This is a genomic window from Mediterranea sp. An20 (assembly GCF_002160055.1).
Lineage (GTDB): Bacteria > Bacteroidota > Bacteroidia > Bacteroidales > Bacteroidaceae > Bacteroides > Bacteroides avicola.
Genome location: NZ_NFJV01000001.1, coordinates 218,015 through 236,601 on the forward strand (window position 1 = coordinate 218,015; position 18,587 = coordinate 236,601).

General features: G+C 53.8%; 16 protein-coding genes. 11 read left to right on the plus strand and 5 right to left on the minus strand.

Annotated elements, in window-relative coordinates:
* Positions 1-90: 90 nt before the first annotated feature.
* Positions 91-1,314, minus strand: coding sequence for an FtsX-like permease family protein (locus B5F34_RS00905; RefSeq protein ID WP_087334076.1), 1,224 nt, complete (start codon positions 1,312-1,314; stop codon positions 91-93).
* 24 nt (positions 1,315-1,338) lie between these two features.
* A complete protein-coding gene (rbfA, locus tag B5F34_RS00910) occupies positions 1,339-1,686 on the minus strand; it encodes a 30S ribosome-binding factor RbfA (protein WP_087334078.1) in 348 nt (115 codons plus the stop codon).
* Positions 1,687-1,729: 43 nt separating this feature from the next.
* Here rbfA and B5F34_RS18035 point away from each other — a divergent pair, with 43 nt between their 5' ends.
* From B5F34_RS18035 to B5F34_RS00935, 6 genes are all read left to right on the plus strand, one after another.
* Positions 1,730-1,864, plus strand: a complete 135-nt coding sequence (locus tag B5F34_RS18035; protein ID WP_255376939.1) for a hypothetical protein — start codon at positions 1,730-1,732, stop codon at positions 1,862-1,864.
* A 22-nt stretch (positions 1,865-1,886) separates the two neighbouring features.
* A complete protein-coding gene (locus B5F34_RS00915) occupies positions 1,887-3,482 on the plus strand; it encodes a tetratricopeptide repeat protein (RefSeq protein ID WP_087334080.1) in 1,596 nt (531 codons plus the stop codon).
* Between the two features lie 185 nt (positions 3,483-3,667).
* Complete coding sequence (locus tag B5F34_RS00920) at positions 3,668-4,078, plus strand: hypothetical protein (protein ID WP_087334281.1); 411 nt, start codon at positions 3,668-3,670, stop codon at positions 4,076-4,078.
* 44 nt (positions 4,079-4,122) lie between these two features.
* Complete coding sequence (locus B5F34_RS00925; protein WP_140392925.1) at positions 4,123-4,839, plus strand: hypothetical protein; 717 nt, start codon at positions 4,123-4,125, stop codon at positions 4,837-4,839.
* Between the two features lie 84 nt (positions 4,840-4,923).
* Positions 4,924-5,772: a helix-turn-helix domain-containing protein gene (locus B5F34_RS00930; RefSeq protein ID WP_087334084.1), complete on the plus strand. Its 849-nt coding sequence runs from the start codon at positions 4,924-4,926 to the stop codon at positions 5,770-5,772.
* Between the two features lie 323 nt (positions 5,773-6,095).
* Positions 6,096-8,456 carry a TonB dependent receptor gene (locus tag B5F34_RS00935; RefSeq protein ID WP_087334086.1) on the plus strand — a complete coding sequence of 787 codons (2,361 nt, stop codon included), beginning with the start codon at positions 6,096-6,098 and terminating at the stop codon, positions 8,454-8,456.
* On the opposite strand, the gene B5F34_RS00940 is transcribed toward B5F34_RS00935, so the two are convergent.
* Positions 8,457-9,092, minus strand: coding sequence for a DUF2490 domain-containing protein (locus tag B5F34_RS00940; RefSeq protein WP_239448722.1), 636 nt, complete (start codon positions 9,090-9,092; stop codon positions 8,457-8,459).
* Positions 9,093-10,098: 1,006 nt separating this feature from the next.
* Between B5F34_RS00940 and B5F34_RS00950 the strand changes: the two genes are divergently transcribed.
* Positions 10,099-10,830, plus strand: coding sequence for a helix-turn-helix domain-containing protein (locus B5F34_RS00950; RefSeq protein WP_087334093.1), 732 nt, complete (start codon positions 10,099-10,101; stop codon positions 10,828-10,830).
* 110 nt (positions 10,831-10,940) lie between these two features.
* The gene (locus B5F34_RS00955) at positions 10,941-11,603 is read left to right on the plus strand and encodes a DUF2490 domain-containing protein (protein ID WP_087334095.1); all 663 of its coding nucleotides are present in this window, start codon (positions 10,941-10,943) and stop codon (positions 11,601-11,603) included.
* Here the strand turns inward: B5F34_RS00955 and B5F34_RS00960 are convergent.
* Positions 11,600-14,116, minus strand: a complete 2,517-nt coding sequence (locus B5F34_RS00960; RefSeq protein ID WP_087334097.1) for a YfhO family protein — start codon at positions 14,114-14,116, stop codon at positions 11,600-11,602. The genes B5F34_RS00955 and B5F34_RS00960 overlap by 4 nt on opposite strands.
* 161 nt (positions 14,117-14,277) lie before the next feature.
* On the opposite strand from B5F34_RS00960, the gene B5F34_RS00965 reads away from it, so the two are divergent.
* The 3 genes from B5F34_RS00965 to B5F34_RS00975 all read left to right on the plus strand — a co-directional run bounded on the left by B5F34_RS00965 (position 14,278) and on the right by B5F34_RS00975 (position 16,083).
* On the plus strand, positions 14,278-14,997 hold the full coding sequence (locus B5F34_RS00965; protein ID WP_087334099.1) for a 5'-methylthioadenosine/adenosylhomocysteine nucleosidase: 720 nt from the start codon (positions 14,278-14,280) through the stop codon (positions 14,995-14,997).
* A 238-nt stretch (positions 14,998-15,235) separates the two neighbouring features.
* Positions 15,236-15,724, plus strand: a complete 489-nt coding sequence (locus B5F34_RS00970; RefSeq protein WP_087334101.1) for an S-ribosylhomocysteine lyase — start codon at positions 15,236-15,238, stop codon at positions 15,722-15,724.
* 134 nt (positions 15,725-15,858) lie between these two features.
* Positions 15,859-16,083 (plus strand): winged helix-turn-helix domain-containing protein, encoded by a 225-nt coding sequence (locus tag B5F34_RS00975; RefSeq protein ID WP_087334103.1) that lies wholly within the window; start codon positions 15,859-15,861, stop codon positions 16,081-16,083.
* Positions 16,084-16,212: 129 nt separating this feature from the next.
* Here the strand turns inward: B5F34_RS00975 and B5F34_RS00980 are convergent, their stop codons facing one another.
* Positions 16,213-18,537 carry a glycoside hydrolase family 20 protein gene (locus B5F34_RS00980; protein WP_087334105.1) on the minus strand — a complete coding sequence of 775 codons (2,325 nt, stop codon included), beginning with the start codon at positions 18,535-18,537 and terminating at the stop codon, positions 16,213-16,215.
* Positions 18,538-18,587: the final 50 nt, after the last annotated feature.

Here is an 18,587-nt window from a genome sequence, read left to right on the forward strand (position 1 = left end):
ACCTACCCTGCAGCTTCCGGGAACGGTCGGCAGAAGACTACCTGAAGCAAGACACGGAACTGTTCTTCCACCTACACAAGAGGATTGCGCTTACAGCAGTTTCCTGCTCAAGTATCTGACGGGCCACCACACCGAAAGCCAGCTTACCGCCACCACCGTGACGAACACCAGCAAGACATCGGCCGGGTGTATGCTCACGGGATAGGCATCCGTCACGAACTCGCCCGAACTGCCCAAGCTAAGAAAACCGAACTGTTGTTGTGCCCAACACAGCAGCAGCCCTCCTGCAATGCCTGCCAGCGCCCCGAACACGGCAATCAGTCCCCCTTCATACAGGAATATACGGCGAACAAGCCTTTCGTCTGCCCCAAGGTTGCGCAGCGTCTGAACATTGTCGCGCTTTTCCAGGATAAGCATCGAGAGCGAACCTACCAGGTTGAAGCAAGCAACCACCAGGATAAAAGTAAGGAAGAGATAGGAAATGAGCTTTTCTATTTCCATGATGCGGAACACGTCGGCTTGCTGCTCATAGCGGTTCTCGACACGGAAACGCGGACCAATGAGACCGGCAATGCGACGCTGCACGGAGCGGACATCGGCTCCGGGCACTAAACGCAGTTCGATGGCAGAGACCTGTCCCTCCTGCCCGAAAAGCCGCCGGGCAAAATCGAGCGAGGTAAGCAGATAGTGTGCGTCGTATTTCTGTTGATTGACAATGAAGATAAGCCCGCTGCTGTGCAGGTATCCCTTGCGCAGCCCCAGCGCCGGGTTTGCCGGGTTGATGCGCATGCCTTGCCGAGGAACATATACTTCCAGCGGCTGTATGAAGCCGATGCCGCAACCTAAAGAAGACATCAGTTCTACACCAGGCACCACATAGTCGGCCACAGAATCCTGCAAGATAAACTCACCGGCTCCAAACAACAGACTGTCGATGGATGCCAACTGTTCGTAGCAACCGTCCACCCCTTTGACCACGGCCACAGTTTGCCGGTCTTTGTACTTCACCAGCGCATTGTCTTCCAGCGTTTCGCTCCATACATCCACTTCGGGCAGGCGGCGTACAGCTTGAAGGCAGGAGTCGGACGGGCAGAATGTCTTTCCTTCGCGCACAGTAATCTTCAGTTCGGGATCAAAAGCCGTAAAGAAGCCTGCCACCATTTCCTGAAAGCCATTGAACACAGACAGCGTACACACCAAAGCCAGCGTAGCCAACGCCACCCCGCAGGCAGACAGGGCGGAAATGACGTTGACCGCGCGGTGTTTCTTCGGAGCGAAGAGATAGCGGCGGGCGATATAGAAAGAGAGAGGCACGGGAGTGGATTCGTAATTCTTCTATCACTCTTCGCTGCTTTTCTTCAGCAGTTCGTCGATGTGCTCCACATAATCCAGCGAATCATCGATGAAGAACTTCAGTTCGGGGATGATACGCAACTGGTGGCGCACACGGGTTCCCAGTTCATAGCGCACAGAGCGTGCATTGGCACTGATGTTCTTCAGCAGGTCATCGGCCTTGTCCGAGGGGAAGATGCTGAGGTAAACTCGTGCGATGCTCAGGTCGGGGCTGATGCGCACGGCACTTACCGACACCAGCACCCCGTGCATGGCCTGTGTCTGCTTCTGGAAGATGTCACTCAACTCCTTTTGCAGGAGACGGGCTATTCTGTTTTGCCGGGTTGTTTCCATAAATTCCTCTGTTAATTGGTTCGTCGGGCAAAGATACGAATATATGAGGAACAAAACAAGCAGTGCCCCGCTGCTTTTAGCCTTTCAGTGGTTTGAGGTGACAGAACAGCAGCCTGCCCTGGCTGTCGCGCACGACTTCAAGGGCGAGCCGTCGCCAACAGTCATTCTCCCTCTATAGGAAGCAAAAACTTCATCGCGCTATGAAGCAAACTCCGAAGCGCCCGGAAGCCGACTGCAACGGTACAGGAAGCAGCCTCCGAAGCGCTATGCAGCCATTGAAAACGGTAGTGCCTAAGAATCAGGAAGAAATAGGGCACACATTTGATGCAGAAAATGTGGAGCCTTTCAGTTTTTATTGTATCTTTGCCCGCACATTATATATATTCCTTCGCTTAACTCCGATGGTCAGCAGAATCAAACAGCTTCTTGGTCTGTTCCTCGTGCTTCTCGCCGCAGCCTGCGGACAGGAAACAGACCGGACCGGCACTGCCGAAGCCTACTTCAGGCAAGGCCAGGCCCTGCACCGCGATTTCTACCTGCTGCGTGCCGCCGACTGCTACCGCCAGGCTGCCCGGCTGGCCGGACAAGACAGCCTGATGCTCTTCTACATCAACCTGGAACTGGGACGCATCCATCACTACAAATCGCCCGACCGGACTGCCGATTCCTGCTTAGACAACGCCTGGAGCATAGCTTGCCACCTGCATAACGACACGCTACAAGCCAAAGCCCGCTATGAGAAAGCCCGACAGCTGATGAGACGGAAAGACCTGGTTGCTGCCAAACTATGCCTGCAACAGGCCCTTGCCTCGACCCCCGAAGCAGAAGAGGTATGGGAGGCACTGGCACGCCTGTATCTGACAGAAGGCAAACCGGACAGCGCACTGGCCTGCCTGCAACAGGCCCCTGCCCAGCCATCCCGGCACCGGCTGATGGCAGAAGCCTTTCTGCTGCTGGGAAAAACGGACTCGGCCGCACATTACCTGAGTCCGGACACCAGCGGACTGACCCTGCGCGAACAGGCAAGACTCAGCCGCGACCTGGCACGCTTGGACGAACAGCGGGGACACCTGGCACAGGCTCTGGAATACATGAAGCGGCATGTAGCCCTGCGCGACTCCATAGAAAACGACCGGCGCGAAGAGATAAAGGAAAAGGTGAACATCGCTTACGAATATCACTTGCAGCGCCAGCGGGCCGATAAAGCCGAACAGGAGCGCGACCGGGAGAAACTGACAGTCTACCAGTTGTTGTCGACAGCTTTGGCGCTCCTATTCGGCATGACCATCTTGTATATCCGGACCAAACGCCGCCAGGTCCGGACAGAACGCCGCCTGCAGAAGGAACGGCTGCAAACCATGCAGGCAGAACTCCGGAGGAAAGAAACCGAAACCGCACTGGCCAGAGAACAGGAGACACGCAAACGGCAGGAATTAGAAACCGTGCAACGCAAGCTGGATTATTACAAAAGCCTCAACGCCATTACCATACCCATCTTGGAAAGCCGACAGAACGCCTTAGGCAGCCTGCACCTGGCAGAAGAAGACTGGACCACCGTGGTACGCAACACCGATGCCTGCTTCGACCGGTTCACCGAACGCCTGCGCCGCCACTGCCCCCAACTGACCGAAGACGACCTGCGATTCTGCTGCCTGGTCAAGATGCAGCTCTCGCTTTCGCTGCTGGCTGCCATCTATCACATTGCCAAAGGAAGCATCTCGCGACGAAAAATGAGGCTGAAAGAAAAGCTGCAGATAACCGATGAAACTTTTGACGAATTCATAGCCCGATTCTGAACCAGAACCTGCCGACAGCCGCCATCTTGTTCCCCAATTTTACGGATGTACATCGCGAACATCCATTCAAGCACTGTTAATCAAGCACTTACATCCATCCAATGTACATCATGTACTCATGGCAGAAAGGACAAATGCCCGTAACTTTGCCCCCGAAAACAAAAACCAAAACAGATTATCAGTGTATGAAACAAGCATTATTTATGATTGGAAGCTATCTGCTGTTGCTGTCTTCGTGCTGCACGATATTTTCGGGAACGAAACAAACGATAACCTTCCAGGCGCCCAACGGTACTAAAATTTATGACGCGACCACCAACGTCAAAGTGGCTGAAGTGAAAGACGGACAAACCGCCACGGTCCAAATCCGCAAACGGAGGGAAGACCGCATACTGGTAGCCCACCACACCGGCTGCATGCCCACCACCTTCATGCTGGAGACAAGCTTCAACGGACACACGCTGTGGAACCTATTCTTCTGGCCCGGCTTTCTGGTGGATTTCATCACGGAGAAGATGTATAAATGGAGTACGCCCATCGTCCCCATTGAGCTGGAGCCGGATGAAGAATTCACAGGCGACTGCGATATATCCTGATGCCCTTTTTCTTTTTGACTATAAACCTGACTAACCCAAGAAGTATGCAGAAGAACATGTATTGCCACAGGCATGGCTATATATGGCTGACAGTGTTTTTATTATGGAACATCCTTCCGGCACAGGGACAGGAACCGGACAGAGAGCAACGCCCGAAGTGGGAAATAGAACTGGCTGGTGCACTGGACAACTATGGACTGTGGGAAGTAGAGCCATCGGTTACGTACCGACTTTCCCGCCATACCGGCCTGACACTGGGACTGTGGATGGCCGGCAGCCCGGAGGGAATCTCGTTCGGCGGTACGACAGCAGACCGGCACTGGCGCTGGCAGACCTATTCGATGGACGATTATACACGTTTCTTCGCCTTACGTCCCTCCTTCAGATGGAGAAGCCCGACCTGGTGGCTGGGACGCGACAAGGATTTTGGCCTCGGACTGGTTCTCTCACCGGGAGCCACCCTCCCACTGCCGGCCAACCACACCTTGCAAATCGATTATTTCCCTAACCAAGAAGGCGTGTGGACAGCCATCCGCAGCGAACGCGTGAAAAACCGCGGCGCGCGGTGGCTGTTCGCCCACGCCCATATCGCAGTTACCGCACAAATAAGCGAAAACCTGCTGCTGTCGGCAGGTTATACCTGCTCCAATTTCGACCCATACGAAAGCATACGGTACATCACAGTGGAAGGCAGGCAACCCGCCGTGAAACACCACAGACTGATGCATAGCTGGTCATTGGCACTGGGAATCTGCTTCTGAGCAGAGAAAAAAAACAACAGACATGTACAAAACGCAGACTTATTCCGTATCTTTGCCCCCACAATCTATATTCCGCAAAGAGAAATGAATCCACATAAAAGCCTGCTGATTCCCCTGCTGCTCATCATCCTTGCCTCTGGCTTTGGTTATCGCAGCTATACGAAGACCGAACATCTCATTACTGCCGACTTGAACCAGGCCGTGAGACGCATCGTGCTGCAAGAGCGCGAACTGACCCAGCATTCCGACACCGTGCTTGCCTACAAGCAACTGAACCTCACAATGGGAACGCCCGTTACCGTGAGCAGCGCTACCCCTGCCTTTGTACAGGCACTCACGCTGGAAGCCCTGCGCAAGCGGGCCGTGCTGAGCATCTGCCTCTCCGAGGACAGTTGTCCGCCTGTACCGGCCGGCTGCTTAGCAAGCGATACGGTGCTGTGGATGGCACCCGGGACTGACGGAGCTGTGCTGACTTTCCGGGGATATGCACGCTGCACACCGTGGTTCATACTCACACAGTCCGACCAGACAACGGCCGTCTGTCTCCTCGCAGCTTCCCTGCTCTGCCTGGGCTACATCCTCCGCCTGCGCAAACGGCCTGCCGGACTTACCGCCGAAACGCCGGAAGATGACAAGCTCATCACCTTCGGCAACCTCTCACTCTCCCAACGCGACGATTGCTTTTACGACGAGCAGCACGAGCGTCTACACCTCACCCCCATGCAGTATGCGCTGATGGAGATGTTTTATCTTACTGAAGACCACCGGCTGACCAAACCACACATCTGCCGCTCACTCTGGCCGGGTAAGGACAACGCCGATGAAACCCTATACACCCTTATCCGACGGCTCAAACCCATCGTGGAAACCCACAGCAACCTGCGCATTGCCTCCGACCGCGGACGGGCTTACATACTGGAATTGAACGAGTAAAAAAGAAAATCCGAGCCTTCTACCTGCTCTTCCAGGCCGGGCACAGTCGTCCTGTCGTAACGTGCTGTCCGACAACCCGTTGCTTCTAAGCTATCAGCAGGTTGCTTCCAAGCCCGCGGAAAGTCGTTTCCAAGCATTTGGCAATTTGCTGTTAAGCGCTTACGAATCTGCTTCCGAAATAGGAATTCCAATCGTTCAGGACCACCTGATTCCACTCCTCAAGCCATTGTCAGATATTTGTCAGGCAAATGTCGGCCTTTTGTTTGCCCCCTGACAGGAGAGGAAGGCTATTTTCGCGCCATTAACCCAACAACGCGAAAACAATGAAAAGAAACTTACTTCTCCTTTGCCTTTTGTGCTTGATTGCAACAAACCGGCTCTCTGCCCAGACACAGACTGACACGGACAGATATTCCTTGTACGGACAAATAAAGGATACCGACGGCTCGCCCGTCGAGCTCGCCAACATCGCCTTGCTGTCGGCTGCCGACTCCACCTATCTGCAAGGAACCTGCAGCCGTGCCGACGGCACGTTCACGCTGCCTGGCACACCCCCCGGACGCTACCTGCTACAGGTGTCGTGCATCGGTTATGAAACACAACTCCTCTCCTCAGACGGGATAACAGCAGTCGTCTGCATCCTTCCACCCGCCTCCTACACCTTGCAGGAAGCCGGTGTCACGGCCCGCCGCCCGTCATACCGGTTGAAAGAAGGCGGGACACTGGAGACCGACGTACGACACAGCCTGCTGGCACGGTTCGACCATGCTGCGGATGTACTGGCACGTCTCCCCGGCGTGCGCGGCTCGGCAGACGGAAGCTTTACGGTCTTCGGCAAGGGCACGCCCCTTATCTATATCGACAACCGGAAAGTACAGAACACAGAAGAACTGCAACGCTTAGCCGCCGCTGATATAGACAAAGTAGAACTTATCACCCAGCCCGGACCCGAGTATGATGCCGAGGTGAAAGCCGTCATCCGCATCCGCACCGTCCGCAAACAGACGGATGGATGGGGAGGCTACCTGCGCTTCGCTTTCCAACAACGCCGACGACCGGGACACATGGAACAGGCCGGGGTACATTACCAGCACGGTGGATTGTCCATACAGGCTTCGGCATACAGCAACCGGTATCAGGAACGGCGCAGCCAGGATACGCGCTATCTCATCGCCCCTGTCGGCAACGACTGGCAAACGCTACACGATGTAAGGAATACATCCGACTTCCAGATACGGGGACGCTTGGAAGGAATGCAAACCAGCGTGGATTATACTCTGAACGAACGACATAGCTTAGGAGCATCGTACCAATACAGCCGAACCCCCAACTTCCGGATGCAGACCCACTCGCGCTATGGCACGCAGTCGGCCAACGGCAACCTTGACGAAAACACCGTACAGACTTCGGAGAACCGGCAGCAGGACAACGCCCACCAACTGAACGCTTACTACCAAGGCAATGCGGGCAAGTGGCACATCGACCTGACTGCCGACGTCCTGGCAGGAAGCAAGCACGACAACCAGCAGGCTCACGAAACATCAGACAACGACACGGAGCGTGACATCAACAGCTACAACCGCTCGCGCAACCGGTTGTATGCCATCAAGCTCATCCTGAGCCATCCGCTGGGAACAGGTACCCTGAAAGCCGGTAGCGAATACAACTTCATCCGTCGCCGCGACCGCTTTATCAACTTGCAGGATCTGCTTCCTTCTACCGACAGCCGCATTGACGAGCAAAAAGCCGCCGCCTTTGCCCAATATGCTCTCAGCTTGGGAAAAATAAATGTTACCGCCGGACTGCGCTATGAACATGCCCGGTCGCGCTACTACGAACAGGAAGTGTTCATACCCGAACAGAGCCGGACCTACAACGACTGGCTACCCACGCTCTCCGTAGACTTCCCCATGGGCACGGCACAGGCCAGCCTGAGTTACACCGCCAAAACACGGCGACCCAGTTTCTCCAACCTGCGCACCTCTGTGAACTACAACAACCGCTATGTCTACGAAGGTGGTAACCCCTTGCTGCAACCCGAAACAAGGCACGACCTCCAACTGATGCTGCTATGGAAATGGATACAGGGCAGCATAAGCTACCAGCGACGGACGAATGCCATCAGTTTCCAGTCGCGCGACTATTCCGATGACCCGGAGGTGGTGCTGTTTTCCTCAGCCAATTACCCGCGCATAGAACAACTCAGCGCTTCCCTGTTCTTCTCCCCTAAGACAGGATGCTGGGAACCTACGATAGGAGCTTTCTTCACACAACCATTTCTCACCATACAGAACGGAGGAGAGACACGACGGATGAACCACGCTTCTGTCTATGCCGTGTGGCGCAACAACTGGGTGCTTCCCCACGGCTGGATGGTCTCACTGGATGCCGATATTCAAAGCCGAGGCGACCAGGGCACAGCGCGCAACGACCGGATGTGGGGCATGGACGTGTCGGTACGCCGCTCGTGGTTAGACGGACGGCTGTCGGTCGCGCTGCAGGGCAGCGACCTGTGGAATTCCCGCCGGATGAACATACAACTGTTTGGCTCGCGCCTGACATACAGCAAGGTATTGCGCCCCGACTCCCGCTGCTTCCTGCTGACGGTAAGCTACCGTTTCCGCCTTGCGGGCAAGGCATACCAGGGAAAGCATGCGGCCGAGGAAGACTTGCAAAGACTATAGTCAGAACTTATACACACAGCCCACACCCAGCACATGCTTCCTCTTACCCCGCTCGTCCTGATAGAGGTAAAACAATTCGCCTTCCCAGCGGCCGACAATGGGAAATTCGGCCCCGCCGCGATAGCGCATGCGCGTCTGGCGGAAGTGTTCGCCGCGTGCCAGACCGTTGTACATCTCCACCGATGCATAAGGTTCTATACCGCTGTGGGGGATGTCATAGGCAAGTTTAAGGCGCGAACGCAGGCGCAGTTCATCGTCGTCGCGGGCATCGAGCGTATGTTGGAAACGCTCACGCAGCGATAGTTTCCACCTCCGGGCCACGCGGACAGAGAATGTGGCCTGCAAGCGATAGCGGTGACGCACCCCCCAGTCGTCTCCGTCGAGGTTGCGTACATGCAGTTCGTAGCCCGTGCCCACCTCTAACCAGGGGCACACCTCGTAGGCACCGTCCACGCTAACCCCCACACGGTCGGTTTGCCGGAAATGGTCTTCCGTGCGCCACTCCATCCCGCTTTCCAGAGTGAAACCCGAACGCTTCAGTTCGTATTCCGCGCCCAGATTGAGCCATGAGGTAAAATCGGGCCGCTGCGCCCGTGCCGCCAACGTGCCTGCCAGTATCGCCAGGACCGCTGCCATACAATGAATGTTAAACCGCTTTCGCATACTGCTGTTCCTTTTTCTGTTCAGGACAAAGCTACGACACGATTCTGTAAGAAATCGGGAATAAAGACGGCATAACAAGCTTATCCGTTCCCATCGTCCCAGGCTGGGCTTCCTCCACAGTGTGTTGCCACGCCGATATTCCCACCCGGCCGATGAATGCCGGAACGGTGAGCGTGAAAAGGCAAATGGGTCTGTAATCGCCTCGTATCTTCCTGATAAGCAGCAATTTGCCTCTTATCGCTTGGCAGTCTGCTTCCAAGCGCCCTGCAGGCTGCTTCCAAGCGCTTGAAACCAGGCCGCTTATCTGTCGGACACAACGTCATCGGAAAGGGGAAAGAATGAGGCTCTATTTTGCACCAAACAGCAATTTTCATAGACTATAATGCAAAAACGTCGATAAAAAATGCCAAATTGTCTATACTTACTTGCGTATATCAAGATTAAGCTTTACCTTTGGCGTGGATTTTAAATCCAACAAAGAACTCTCTCTAAATAGCGTTTTTTCATGTATTATTGACTTGTGACCCGTTCTTGCCCGTGAGGGTAGGAACGGTTTTTTTTCATGATTGCCCCTATGTGGCGTTCAGCGTCTGCCAACACCCCGCACGGCTACCTCCAGGCAAAGCCCCTGTTCCCCCGTTTATCCACCGGAATGCTTCCACGGCAACCCCTCTCCGCCGCATCTCCGGAAACAATTTTATATGTTTTTCGACAAGGATATTGTGCGTATGAAACTTTATCCCTACATTTGTAGAATAAAGAGAAATGGATGAAGCGAACTAAACTTTTTGCGATGGGAAGCAGCTCACCCATAGGAAAATACAGAACCACTTCCATTTTAATTCATTGAACAGGGTCTGGAGAAGCCGATTCCTTACCGATAGAGAAGCTGTTTCTTCCGACTTGTCCTCCCGTTGCAGACAGCAACGGTATTTTTGTGAAAGGAAACATTTTTTCAGAAGACTATTGTTTGAACAATATGGCAAACGAAAAGAAAGAAAGCATGCAGATGTTCTGCGTGGAAGACATCGTAAAGCGCGCCAAACTGGTGCAAGGATTTAAGAAAGACAGTCAATTGGCCTCTTACCTGGGAATATCACGTTCGACACTGAGTAACTGGCTGGCACGTAACAGCATCGATTTCCCCTTGCTGTTGAGCCGATACAGTGAAGTAGATTACAACTGGCTGCTGACAGGCAAAGGGATACCTACCCGTCAGCGGAGCTTAATAGACCTCGGACCGTCCAGCGGCGAGGCGGGACACCAGAGCCGCGCCAAGTTGTCCGAACCGCTGGACAACCGCAGTGTGACGCTCTATGACATCTCCTCAACTACCGACCTGAAGTCATTGCTCGAAAACCGCAGCCAGTATGCGACAGGCAAGATTATCATCCCGAATATTCCTATTTGCGACGGCGCGATGTATGTAAGTGGCGACAGCATGTATCCTCTGCTGAAATCGGGCGACATCGTGGGATTCCGCTTCATTCAAGACTTCAACGATGTCATCTACGGTGAGACATACCTCGTATCATTCCAACGTGGAGGCGATGAGTATCTGACCGTGAAGTACGTCAACCGCTCGGAGCAACCGGGACACATCAGGCTGGTAAGCTACGACCCACACCACGAACCGATGGACTTGCCGCTGGAGCAGGTTAATGCCATGGCAATTGTGAAATTCTCAATCAGGAAAAACATGATGCGCTAATAAGGCAAACACCTGCCGGCCGAAGTCCGGCAGGTATTTGCAACTTCAACTCTCAATACCCAAGACAAGCTTCTTTAGCCCGCTTGTCTGCCACAAACAAATTTAATATCATGAACAGAAAGCTGTTACGAGGGGTGGCAGCCGCTGCCCTCTTACTGTTGTCGCGGCCGGAGATGGTCGTGGCTCAGACTCAAGATTTTGCCACGTGGACCAGCGTGGAAATGGTTTATGACTGGAAACGGACCGGCCTGGAACTGGACGGCATATTGGAATGGCGCACGAAAGACCGCGTGCGCCGGACGGATTGTGCCGTGGTCTACCTTGCCGTGGCACGGAATGTGCTGCCCCGGCTGTCGCTGGGCGTTAACTACGAGTTATCTGTTAACAACTTGGACGCACAAGGGTGGATGGTGTATCATTGCTACCGCCTGCGCGCCACATTCTCCACTCGGCTGTGCCGGGGACTGGAGCTCTCGCTACGTGAAAAATACGAACATACCTTTGGCAAGAACGGTTTCCGGGAGATGCTGTTGCGCCAACGGCTCAGGCTGGCATGTACCTTGCCGCGCAATGGGATATCGCCTTATGTCTCGGTAGAAACATTCAATGACCTGGCTGCAGGCAGAGGGTTCTCGCTGACCCGTGTGCGCTACCGCGGCGGTTCGTCTTTTCCGCTAAGCCAGGGATGGACCGGCGACGTGTTCTATCTCTTTCAGGATAGTCCCGCCAAGGGGACACACGTGCTGGGCTTGGCGGGAACATATCATTTTTAAATCTCTTTCCGCCGACTGCGCCGCCATCCCAATCCCACAGCGACCAATGCTCCGACAGCCAGCAATGACAATCCTGCGTAGGCAATGCCTTCGGTGACATGCAGACTCTGCGGGTCGAAGTGCATTTCCACCGTATGCTTCCCGGCAGGGAGATAGAGGGCACGAAGCACGTAGTTGGCGCGGGCAAGCGGCGCAGGTTCACCATCGACGGTCACTTGCCAGCCGTCCGGATAATAGATTTCGGAGAATACAGCCACACCGTCGCCCGTGTTCTCTGTTTCGTACACCACACGGTTAGGTTCATAAGCCGTCAGACGCACAACGCTCAGGCTGTCCTTATGCGGCTGTTCCAAGCCTTGCAGAGCATCGCGGAAACGTTGGTCTACGGCGGCTGTAGTGGCGGGGTCCATACCTTGCAGGGCATTTATCTCTTCGTTGGCATTGGTTACGTATTGCACACGGTCCACAAACCAGCCGTTGCCCAGCGCATACGGATTGCGCAACGGTATGGTCTGTCCCTGCTCGGCACCCGGCAGGATGACATAGCGCATGTTCAGCATGTTCAGTACAGGATATTTGGCAGCATCCACACTGTCCATCTGTCCGTTCTTGTTGACGATTTCGCTGTAAAGAGCCTGCATCTCGGGTGCAATGTGATGGTCAATCAGTTCCTGGTAGCGGCGCAGCTTGGCAGCATGATAACCGCCGATGCTCTTGTGCCAATAAGACGTATTGTTTTCATTGAAAGTGTTCGATGCCAGGTTCAGCACGCGGTAATCCGGGTCCTTGTCTTGCAGGATGAATTTGTCGGCAGCCGTTTGTGCGAAGGTGGTCTGTTGCGTAGAGGCAGACACGAACTGTTCGTCGTTGAGGTAGCGCTTATTGACGCTCCACATATCAACCAAACACAGCAGTGCGATGCCACCCACGGCGAACGCCCTGCGCAGCTTGCCGGCCGCATAGAGCCACAGCAACAACACGCCCACCATCACAATAACAAAGCTGCGCAAAGCATCGGACTGCACCAGTGCAGCGCGCATCTCAGACAGATTGGCCAGGATACCGGGCAACTCCTGAGCAGGCAGGTACCCCTGATCGGCAGCACTTTGCAGCATCTGCATCTCCTGAGCAGGCACATAATGGGCAGGTGAAGGCGTACCTGGAACAGCCATCCAAAGCGCCACGCCCGCTGTCAGCACCAAGCATACAACCAATCCCTTCCACTGTTTCCGCAACAATTCGGGCTCTTTCAGTATCTTGACCAATGCCAGCATGGCCAGCAGCGGAATAGTAAACTCAGCAATAACCAGGATGGACGATACGGCGCGGAATTTGTCGTACATCGGCACATAGTCGATGAACAAGTCTGTCAGCCACATCATGTTTTTACCCCACGACAACAAGATAGAGAACACCGTGCCGCCCAACAGCGCCCACTTCAACGGTCCCTTCACCACAAAACAGCCCATGAGGAAGAGGAACAGCACAAAAGCACCCACATAAACCGGACCGGCCGTCATGGGTTGCGTGCCGAAGTATTGCGTCAGCGAATTATAGAGACCGGCATACCTGGGGTTGGCCTTCTCCATAGCCGTTTCACTCATCGACAAGGGGACCGAAGCGCCGCCCTTATAATTGGGCACCAGCAACGTCCAAGTCTCGTCAATACCATAGCTCCACTGCGTGATATAGTCGCGGTCCAAGCCGCCGCTGGTCTGCTTGGCAGCATCACCGGTCTGCACCAGCTCGCTCTTGCCGCGCATGGTCTCTTTGCTATAAGTATAGGTATGATAGAGATTCGAAAGATTGATGGCTACGCCCACCAGACCCGCCACGACCAACACGGCTGTGGCACGGAGAAACTGTGGCATTGTCTGCGTGCGCCAGGCTTGTACCCCATAGGCTATGGCCAGGAAGAGCATGACAAACAGGAAGTAGTAGGACATCTGCACGTGATTGGACACAATCTGCAGCGCCACAAACAGCGCGGTCACCACACCTCCCGCCAGCAACCGTCCGCGATACACCAGCACCATGCCCGCAATGGTAGGCGGTATGTAGGCCAGGGTGATGAACTTCCAGATATGTCCCGCCGAAATCAGGATAAAGAAATAAGACGAGAAGGCCCACAACACGCCGCCGATGCCCGCATACCATGCCGGAATGCCGAAGGCCCTCAGCAGGATGTAGAAACCCAGCATCATGATGAACGTCAGGTAGACGTAATTGGGCAGAAACAACTGATAGATGCGCTGCACCGTCGAAAGCACGCCGGTAGAATCGTAAGAAGGTGAAATCTGATACGTAGGCATACCTCCAAACAAGGCATCGGTCCAACGGGTACGCTCGCCCGTACGTTCGTAATACTCTTGTGCCTCACGGCCCGCTCCGGCTCCAGCCGCCGTGTCGTGCTGGAAAAGAATACGTCCTTCCGTGTCTGCCGGAAAGAAGTAGACAAAAGACAATACGGCGAAAGCCACAATGACAAGGATGTCGGGAAGATATTTTTTCATTGCAATGCTTGTTAATAAGGAAAGAGAAACGGTCTGTTTCCTTTATTTCGCCGCAAAGATAACGCAAAGACCACGCAAACGGAAATAAATTTGGCATTATTACGGAATATTTGTCGTACATTTGTCCCGAAAACCAGAACCAATCATTCTTTTTGAATTTTATGAAGATAGGAGTAATCAGCGCCATGGACAGTGAGCACGAACGGCTGGTCGCAGAACTGGATTCGGTTCGCGAACTGTCGCACGGACGCTATCAGTACAGCGAAGGAAAACTGGGCAACAACACCCTCTGCCTCACCCGCTGCGGCATCGGCAAGGTAAATGCCGCCTTGGGAGCCTCGGCCATTATCCGACATTTCGCACCCGACTGCGTGGTGAGCACCGGAGTAGCCGGCGGACTGGACGATGTGCTCAATGTGACAGATGTGGTAGTAGGTGCCCAAGTGGCATACCACGACGTATGGTGCGGCGAAGGAAATGCCTACGGACAAGTGCAAGGACTGCCGGTCTTTTACCAGGCACCTGCCTCATGGGTGGAACAAGCCTTGGCATTGAACGAAGAAGACGATGTGGAAAACCGCATACACGCAGGACTCATCTGCACGGGAGACCGCTTCATCACACGTCTTGACGAATTGAACAGCATCAAGGCGCATTTCCCACAAGCCTTGGCTGTGGATATGGAATCGGCAGCCATCGCACAGACGTGTTTCCTGGCCCATATACCGTTCATCAGTTTCCGCATCATCAGCGATACACCGGGGGCAGACCATCACCAGCAACAATACGAGGGTTTCTGGAAGACGATGGCCGACCGCTCCTTCCGCACGACCAGACTTTTCCTCGAACGGCTGAAGGGTATCAGAGCCAACGAACTGTAAAGACGGAAAAGCAAGGCAACAGGAAGGAATCGCCTTCATCATCTATAAGAAGCTGATTGCCTATATAGTAGAAGCAGACTGCCGACATATAAGAAGCAGGCTGCTAATATATAAGCACCAAGAACCTGATAACAAGACAGATACAAGCTACAGGCAAAGGCATCGGTTTATCCTGCCTTTGCCTGCCCGCCTGCCTCCCGGGGCAGATGGGCAGAACCTAATCAAACATTTTCATACAATGAATAAAATACCCAGTTTTACCATCGACCACATCCACCTGTTGCGCGGCATCTACGTATCCCGCAAAGACGAGGTGGGAGGAGAGACAGTCACCACATTTGACATCCGAATGAAAGAACCGAACCGCGAGCCGGCCCTGCATCCGGGCGCTCTGCACACCATCGAGCACTTGGCAGCTACCTACCTGCGCAACGATCCCGAGTGGAAAGACCGCATTGTCTACTGGGGGCCCATGGGCTGCCTGACAGGCAACTACTTGCTGATGCGAGGCGACCTGACACCCGCCGACATCCTGCCGCTGATGCAAAAGACTTTCCGATTCATTGCCAGCTACGAGGGCGAAGTGCCCGGCGCCGCTCCCGCCGATTGCGGCAACTACCTGCTGCACGACCTGCCCATGGCCCGCTGGGAAGCAGCCAAATACCTGCATGAAGTATTGGAGCAAGCCACGGAAGCCAACTTGAATTATCCTGTAAAGGAAGAATAATGTTCCGTTGTCCGGAGCCCGTTGTTAATAGTTATTAAAGGCACCCCCAAAGTTGGCAGATAATAAGTATTTTGTTAACTTTGGCTGACCAAACTTGATTAGTTTATTAACCTTCATATTAAAAAGTCACTATCATGGATGCACTGAGTATCGGACAGAATGCGGGAAAGATATGGCGTCTGTTGGACCATAACCGCAAATGGGAGTACAATGAACTGAAAGCGGAAACGGGCTTGTCTGACCGCGATTTGAACGCTGCAATCGGTTGGCTTGCCCGTGAAGACAAAATTCAGTTTGAGACAAGTCAGGTAGACGGGCACGATTACCTGTACTTGGAGCTTAATCTCTACATCGGATAAGGCAGACTAAAGAGGCACTGTTTCCTCCTTCGGCTTCCCAAGGAGCGGGCAACGGAAGATGAACACAAAAAAAGAGAAAGCCTGCGAAGACTTTCTCTTTTTTTGTGCTTATTTATTTCCTAAAGCCTATTATTCAAGACAGATTTCATCGACAAAGACAAAAGCAGGGTGTCCGGCTCCACCGTGCCAGGCGGGCAGCTTGCTGCTTTTCACAATCACCTCGACATAACGGGCTGTAACGGGGTCAAACGTCACTTCCTGCGGATAGATGCCGTCTTTGTCGTCTTTGTTCAGCGCAGGAACAGCCTTGGAATACACTTCCTTGAAGGTCTTTCCATCGTCCGACACTTTGACGGTGATACCAGAGGTTCCCATAATCCAGTCACCCTTCACCACGTTGGTGTTGAAAGACACCTTGCTGAACTCAGTCGGCTCCTTCAGGTCGATAACGGCGTCCATGTCCTTGCCCTGGAAGCCCAGCCAACGGCCGGTCTTGTAGTTCTCTCCACCGGTCAGACCATCGGTCAGCTCCACACCGCCGTTGAAGTCATAACCCTTGCTCGGAGCTTCGCGCAGGGTGACAGCCTTGGTTGTAGCCTTATTAAAGGTGATTTTCTCACTGAACATGCGGCTTTGTCCACCGTCAGGACGGATAACCACTGCCTTGACTTCGGCATTCTGCTTGATACGCAAGGGAGCCTCATATTTAGGACTGGCTGCCGTAGGGTCGGTACCGTCCAATGTGTAGTGAATTTCGCCGTTCGACTGAGTGGTCAGCGTCACTACTACCTCGTTGCTTTCGCTGTCTGTAGAAATCTCAGCGTGGATGTCGAAGATGTGCTTGGCATAGTTATACCCCTGCTGGTCATACAGTTCGGTGAAACGAATCAGGCGCGGCAAGAACTCGTTGTAGTCCTTCTTCTGGTCCTTGTCTCTCCACTGCACTTCAGCCAAGGCAGCCATACGCGGCATTTCCATGTATTCTACTTGACTGAACGTCGGGATGTATTCAGTCCACAGATTAGCCTGTACACCGATGATGTACTGCTGATATTCTTCGGGAATACCATCGGTGGGTTCAAAAGAGTACACCTTCTCTACCGGCACATACCCGCCTATGGCAATCGGCTCGTTCTCTGTATCGGTAGACTGGTAATAGTCAAAGTAGAGGTAGTTATTGGGTGTCATAATGACATTGTGCTTCATTTGTGCAGCCTTAATACCACCTGCTGTACCACGCCAGCTCATCACCGTAGCGTTGGGAGCCAGTCCGCCTTCAAGGATTTCGTCCCATCCGATGATGTGTCGTCCCTTGCTTTCCACGAACTTCTCCATGCGGCTGATGACGTAGCTCTGCAGATACATCTCAGCAGAGTGTTCGCGGTCGCCGCGGATTCCCTCAGCCTTGATACGTGCCTGGCACTTGGGACATTTCTCCCAGCGCACCTTGGGACACTCGTCGCCACCCACGTGGATATATTCCGAGGGGAAGAGGTCGATGACTTCAGCCAAGACATCCTCCAGGAACTGCATAGCCTGGTCGTTGCCGGCACAAATGACATCGTCCGAAATGCCCCACATAGTCCATACGTCATACGGTCCGCCCGTGCAGCCCAGCTCCGGATAAGCGGCCAAGGCAGCCAGCTGGTGACCCGGCAGGTCTATTTCGGGAACAATCGTAACAAAACGGTCTTGCGCATAACGGATAACATCACGGATCTGGTCCTGCGTGTAGAAGCCACCGTAAGGTTTACCGTCATACTTGCCGGAGTTATGTCCGATGACCGTTTCCTTGCGTTGTGAGCCTATTTCGGTCAGCTTGGGATATTTCTTGATCTCGATACGCCAGCCCTGGTCATCGGTCAGGTGCCAGTGCAGCGTATTCATATTGTGCAGCGCCAGCATGTCGATGAAGCGTTTCACAGAGTCCACAGAGAAGAAGTGGCGCGATACGTCAAAATGCAAGCCGCGGTAAGCGAAGCGGGGAGCGTCGTTGATTTGCACAGCAGGCAGCTCGATGTCCATGCCCTTTGCGTTGGCAGGAATAGACTTGCGCAGTGTCTGCACACCATAGAACACACCGGCAGGCGAGCCACCGGCAATTTCAATGCCGTCTTGTGAGACAAGCAACCGGTAGCCTTCGGGATTCTCAATGTCCGAAGCTACAGAGAGATGGATGCAGCTGCCGCCTTCACCGGCTTTCACCTTAGGCAACTTGCCCGTAGCATCCTGGATGTATCCGGCCAGATAGTTGGCTACCCGTTGCAGCACCGTGTCACCCTCGGCATAACAGATAGGAGTAGACGATGTCAGCACGAATGGAGCAGAGCCCTGTTCATTCATTTCGTTAGGAAGCGGAACCACGTCGTAGCTTCCCTGCACTTTGCCGCCCGAACAAGCTGCGAGACCGGCTATGGCCGTCAGCAGGCAGGCGTACTTGGTTAGTTTCTTCATACGTTTGATGTGTTAAGTAAATTGGGATAATTAATGATATATGTATATAC

Excerpts from the sequence above, each read along its gene's own strand:
- rbfA (WP_087334078.1), bottom strand. The coding sequence starts at position 1,686 with ATGGAAACAACCCGGCAAAACAGAATAGCCCGTCTCCTGCAAAAGGAG.
- B5F34_RS18035 (WP_255376939.1), top strand. The coding sequence starts at position 1,730 with ATGAGGAACAAAACAAGCAGTGCCCCGCTGCTTTTAGCCTTTCAGTGG.
- B5F34_RS00915 (WP_087334080.1), top strand. The coding sequence starts at position 1,887 with ATGAAGCAAACTCCGAAGCGCCCGGAAGCCGACTGCAACGGTACAGGA.
- B5F34_RS00920 (WP_087334281.1), top strand. The coding sequence starts at position 3,668 with ATGAAACAAGCATTATTTATGATTGGAAGCTATCTGCTGTTGCTGTCT.
- B5F34_RS00925 (WP_140392925.1), top strand. The coding sequence starts at position 4,123 with ATGCAGAAGAACATGTATTGCCACAGGCATGGCTATATATGGCTGACA.
- B5F34_RS00930 (WP_087334084.1), top strand. The coding sequence starts at position 4,924 with ATGAATCCACATAAAAGCCTGCTGATTCCCCTGCTGCTCATCATCCTT.
- B5F34_RS00935 (WP_087334086.1), top strand. The coding sequence starts at position 6,096 with ATGAAAAGAAACTTACTTCTCCTTTGCCTTTTGTGCTTGATTGCAACA.
- B5F34_RS00940 (WP_239448722.1), bottom strand. The coding sequence starts at position 9,092 with ATGGCAGCGGTCCTGGCGATACTGGCAGGCACGTTGGCGGCACGGGCG.
- B5F34_RS00950 (WP_087334093.1), top strand. The coding sequence starts at position 10,099 with ATGGCAAACGAAAAGAAAGAAAGCATGCAGATGTTCTGCGTGGAAGAC.
- B5F34_RS00955 (WP_087334095.1), top strand. The coding sequence starts at position 10,941 with ATGAACAGAAAGCTGTTACGAGGGGTGGCAGCCGCTGCCCTCTTACTG.
- B5F34_RS00960 (WP_087334097.1), bottom strand. The coding sequence starts at position 14,116 with ATGAAAAAATATCTTCCCGACATCCTTGTCATTGTGGCTTTCGCCGTA.
- B5F34_RS00965 (WP_087334099.1), top strand. The coding sequence starts at position 14,278 with ATGAAGATAGGAGTAATCAGCGCCATGGACAGTGAGCACGAACGGCTG.
- B5F34_RS00970 (WP_087334101.1), top strand. The coding sequence starts at position 15,236 with ATGAATAAAATACCCAGTTTTACCATCGACCACATCCACCTGTTGCGC.
- B5F34_RS00975 (WP_087334103.1), top strand. The coding sequence starts at position 15,859 with ATGGATGCACTGAGTATCGGACAGAATGCGGGAAAGATATGGCGTCTG.
- B5F34_RS00980 (WP_087334105.1), bottom strand. The coding sequence starts at position 18,537 with ATGAAGAAACTAACCAAGTACGCCTGCCTGCTGACGGCCATAGCCGGT.